A 4,882-nucleotide genomic window follows, 5' to 3' on the forward strand; every position below is an offset into this window, starting at 1 on the left:
TCCGATCTGGCGGTGGGCGGTCATTCCCTGGTGGCGAAGGCGTATGACAGCAGGGGCGCCTCCGCCGATTCCACGCCGGTCGGCATCACCGTCGCCTCCGGGCCGACCGTCGTGGCCTCACCGCTCCAGCTGGGCGTGCAGTCGGGCAAGTCGGGCACGTATGAGGTGAAGCTGTCCAAGCAGCCCTCGGCGAACGTGACGGTGACCTCGGCCCGGGCGAGCGGTAATGCGGGGCTGTCGGTCTCGGCCGGTGCCTCGCTGACGTTCACGCCGCAGAACTGGAACACCGCGCAGAAGGTGACCGTGGCGGCCGCGGACTCCGGTAGCGGATCGGCCGTGTTCGAGTCGACGGCCGCGGGCCACGCCAAGGCCTCGGTCACCGTCACGCAGCTGGCGGCGGCGAAGGAGTACGACGCCCGCTTCCTGGAGCTGTACGGGAAGATCACCAACCCGGCCAACGGCTACTTCTCGCCCGAGGGCATCCCCTACCACTCGGTCGAGACGCTGATCGTCGAGGCGCCGGACCACGGCCACGAGACCACGTCGGAGGCCTACAGCTACCTGCTGTGGCTCCAGGCCATGTACGGCAAGGTGACCGGTGACTGGTCGAAGTTCAACGGCGCGTGGGAGATCATGGAGAAGTACATGATCCCCACCAAGGCCGACCAGCCGACCAACTCCTTCTACAACCCCGCCAAGCCGGCCACCTACGCCCCCGAGCTGGACACGCCGAACGAGTACCCGGCCAAGCTCGAACCGTCCGTCGCGGCCGGCACGGACCCGATCGCGGGCGAGCTGAAGAGCGCCTACGGCACGGACGACGTCTACGGCATGCACTGGCTCCAGGATGTCGACAACGTCTACGGCTACGGCAACTCGCCCGGCAAGTGCGAGGCGGGTCCGTCGGACACCGGCCCGTCGTACATCAACACCTTCCAGCGCGGCGCGCAGGAGTCGGTGTGGGAGACGGTGCCGCAGCCGACCTGCGACGCCTTCAAGTACGGCGGCAAGAACGGCTACCTGGACCTGTTCACCGCTGACGCCTCCTACGCCAAGCAGTGGAAGTTCACCAACGCTCCCGACGCCGACGCCCGGGCCGTGCAGGCCGCCTACTGGGCGGACCTGTGGGCCAAGGAACAGGGCAAGGGCGCGCAGGTCTCCGGCACGGTCGCCAAGGCCGCGAAGATGGGTGACTACCTGCGCTACTCGATGTTCGACAAGTACTTCAAGAAGGTCGGCAACTGCGTCGGACCGGCGGCCTGCCCGGCGGGCACCGGCAAGGACGCCTCCTTCTACCTGATGTCCTGGTACTACGCCTGGGGCGGTGCCACCGACACCAATGCCGGCTGGGCCTGGCGCATCGGCTCCAGCCACGCCCACGGCGGCTACCAGAACCCCCTGGCGGCCTACGCACTCGGCAACTACGCGCCGCTGAAGCCGAAGTCGGCCACGGGTGCGGCGGACTGGGCCAAGTCCATGGACCGGCAGCTGGAGTTCTACCGCTGGCTCCAGTCCGACGAAGGCGCCATCGCCGGTGGCGCGACCAACAGCTGGCAGGGCCGGTACGCGGCCCCGCCCGCGGGCAAGTCGACGTTCTACGGCATGTACTACGACGAGAAGCCGGTATACCACGACCCGCCGTCCAACCAGTGGTTCGGCTTCCAGGCATGGTCCATGGAACGCGTCGCCGAGCTGTACCAGCAGACCGGCAACGCCAAGGCCAAGACGGTCCTCGACAAATGGGTCAAGTGGGCGCTGTCCAAGACCACGTTCAACCCCGACGGCACCTACCGCATCCCCTCGACGCTCCAGTGGTCGGGCCAGCCCGACACCTGGAACGCCGCCGACCCCGGCGCCAACAACGGGCTGCACGTCACCGTCGCCGACTACACCAACGACGTCGGTGTGGCCGCCGCGTACGCCAAGACCCTGACCTACTACGCGGACCGCTCCGGTGACACGCAGGCCGCCGCGGCAGCCAAGAAGCTGCTGGACGGCATGTGGGCGAACCACCAGACCGACCTCGGAATCGCCGTTGCCGAGAACCGGGCCGACTACAACCGCTTCGACGACCCGGTCCACATCCCGAGCGGCTGGACAGGCACGATGCCGAACGGCGACCCGATCAACTCGTCGTCGACGTTCGACTCGATCCGCTCCTTCTACCAGGACGACCCGGCCTGGTCGAAGATCGAAAGCTACCTCGCCGGCGGCGCGGTGCCCTCGTTCACCTACCACCGGTTCTGGGCCCAGGCGGACATCGCCCTGGCCATGGGCTCGTACGCGGAACTCCTGGAGTAGCCCCTCGCCGAGGATCGCGTACGCGACCCCGTCGGAAGGGAGACGGGGTCACCCGGCCGGACGGTCCCACCTGCACCGGGGGCCGTCCGGCTTCTTCGCACCCGCTCACCCGCCGCTCCAGTGGACCGAGCGGCGCGGCACGAACTTTCGGGAGCGCTCCCAGTCGGGACGCGTGCTCTCCGTGCATCATGCTCGCCCCCTCCCCCTCCGACCCCACGTGGTCTTGGCCGATACAGCATGAGCCATGCGCATAATCCTCATGCCTGGTCCCACCGGCCCGTAAGATCGGTAACCTCGTGGGGAGGTGGTCATGGGCAGGCGACGCCCCGGAACGCCGACGTTGGAAGAGGTGGCCGCTCGCGCCGGGGTGGGGCGAGGCACGGTCTCGCGCGTCATCAACAACGCCACCGGCGTGAAGGAGTCGACACGGCACGCCGTACAACGTGCCATCGAGGAACTGGGATACGTCCCGAATCTCGCAGCCCGCTCTCTGGCCGGGCGGGGAACCGATGCTGTCGCCCTCGTCCTGACGGAGCCCGACTGGAGACTCTTCGCCGAGCCCTTCTTCTCGGAGATCGTGGGCTCGCTCGGGGACGCGCTGGCAGACACAGGAATGCAGTTGATGCTGACCCTGGTCCGCTCAGGCGCCGAGCGGCAGCGCTTCCTCGAATACGCACGCGGCGGCCGGGTCGACGGAGTGTTGCTGATGTCCGTACATGCGGGAGATCCGCTGCCGGACATGCTTGCCGAGGCTCGGTTGCCGACCGTGATGCTGGGGCGCAGGTCAGGCGACGAGTACATCAGTTACGTGGACGCCGACAACGTGGGCGGTGCCCGCAGCGCCGTCTCCCATCTGCTGGCGAGGGGCCGCAGGTCGATCGCCACCATCACGGGTCCCCTGGACATGTACGCCGCCCAGTGCCGGTTGCGCGGTTACCAGGACGCCCTGGGGCTGGCGGGCCTGAAGTACCAACAGTCCATGGTCGCTGAGGGAGACTTCACGGAGGACAGCGGGCGCCGGGCCATGGCCGAACTGCTCCAGCGCCACCCTGAGCTCGACGGCGTCCTCGCCGCGTCGGACACCACGGCGGCGGGAGCCCTCCAGACGCTGCGGGCCGCGGGGCGACGAGTTCCCGATGACGTCGCCGTGATCGGCTTCGATGATTTTCCGCTCGCCCAGCGCACCGAGCCGCCCCTGACCACAGTCCGTCAGCCGCTGGAGGACATCGGCCGGGCCATGATCCGCATCCTGCTGGAAGACATGGAAGAGCCGTCCGTGGCCTGGCGCCACGTCATTCTCCGTACTGAGCTGGTGGTCCGTGCGTCGTCCTGACCACCATCGGCGCTCGCCGGCACATTCGAAGATGGCCGCAAGGGCCGGTGCAGCGCCGCATTGATCTTGCGAGGGTCGTGCGGCTTTGAGCGGGGTCCCGTCGTAGGTCCAGCGGAACGCGTGGGCCTCGTCGTCGTGGGCGAGGGTGACGTGGCGGACCTGGCTCCATACGGCACAGCACCGGGTCGGCGGCATGGATTCCGGGAAACAGTCGGCAACCTTTTCGTCTCCCGCTGCCACTGAGGAGTGCACCACCGGCTCGATCTTCCGAAACGGACAGCACATGAACACACCAAGGCAGGCTGCGCGGCAGCGCAGACGCAGACGCAGACGCACGCTCATCCTGGGCACCACGGTGGGGCTGACCGCTGTGAGCGTTCTCGCCTACCTGCTCATGGGATCGTCACCCGACCGCACCGCGGATGCAGGAACTGCCGTGGCTGCGCCCGCCGCCACGTCCCAGAAGAAGGCCGCCACCGCCACAGCCACAGCCACGCCGAGCGCGACGGCGAGCCCGACCGGTTCCCCCAGCCCGAAGGCCTCCCCGGCCACCACGACAGCCAAGCCCTCACCCAAGGACACCCCGCGGCCCCCGCGGGAGACGTCCACCAAGCCTCCGTCTACAGGACGGATCAAGCCCAACACGACCTACCAGGGCGTCGCCACCGCCTACAAGGCCGGAGTCGGGGACGGCGCCTGTCTCTTCGGCCCGAGCCCCGACCTCATGGTCGCGGCCATGAACACCACCGACTACGAGACGTCCAAGGCATGCGGCGCGTATGTTCTCGTCCGCGCCGCCAACGGCAGGTCCGTCACGGTGCGGATCACCAACGAATGCCCCCTGCCCTGCGCACCCGGACAGATCGACCTCAGCGAACAGGCCTTCGCGAAACTCGCCGACCTCAAGCTCGGCCGGCTCCCCATCACCTGGAGCCTGGTCAGCCCGAGCACGGTCGGCACGATCTCCATCAGGTACAAGACCGGGTCCAGCCGGCACTGGTGTGCCATCCAGGCGATCGACCACAGAAATCCGGTCAGGGGGCTGGAGGTCCGCGGCGCAGGCGGCTGGCGGCAACTGCCCCGCACCGCCTACAACTACTTCGTCTCCGCCGACGGCAGCGGGTGCGGCGGAGCGATCAGAATCACCGACATCTACGGCGAACAGCTCACCGTCTCGGGACTCACGGTGCGGCCGAACGTCGTCCAGCCCACCCAGGTCCAGTTCGCCCGGCACTGAACCGACCGCCC

The 4,882-nt window shown here is 68.3% G+C and carries 3 protein-coding genes; all 3 read left to right on the plus strand.

Annotated features, from left to right (window positions below; all coding sequences use genetic code 11):
* The coding region (locus tag GTY56_RS23820; protein WP_161367371.1) for a glycoside hydrolase family 48 protein at positions 1 to 2,301 on the plus strand (2,301 nt) is incomplete at its 5' end.
* A gap of 310 nt (positions 2,302 to 2,611) precedes the next feature.
* Positions 2,612 to 3,634 carry a LacI family DNA-binding transcriptional regulator gene (locus GTY56_RS23825; RefSeq protein WP_161367372.1) on the plus strand — a complete coding sequence of 341 codons (1,023 nt, stop codon included), beginning with the start codon at positions 2,612 to 2,614 and terminating at the stop codon, positions 3,632 to 3,634.
* A gap of 283 nt (positions 3,635 to 3,917) precedes the next feature.
* The gene (locus tag GTY56_RS23830; protein ID WP_161367373.1) at positions 3,918 to 4,871 is read left to right on the plus strand and encodes an expansin EXLX1 family cellulose-binding protein; all 954 of its coding nucleotides are present in this window, start codon (positions 3,918 to 3,920) and stop codon (positions 4,869 to 4,871) included.
* Positions 4,872 to 4,882: the final 11 nt, after the last annotated feature.

The sequence above is a fragment of the Streptomyces sp. SID5643 genome, assembly GCF_009872555.1.
Lineage (GTDB): Bacteria > Actinomycetota > Actinomycetes > Streptomycetales > Streptomycetaceae > Streptomyces > Streptomyces iakyrus.

Coding starts and splice junctions, on each gene's coding strand:
- GTY56_RS23830 (WP_161367373.1), top strand. CDS start 3,918: ATGAACACACCAAGGCAGGCTGCGCGGCAGCGCAGACGCAGACGCAGA.
- GTY56_RS23825 (WP_161367372.1), top strand. CDS start 2,612: ATGGGCAGGCGACGCCCCGGAACGCCGACGTTGGAAGAGGTGGCCGCT.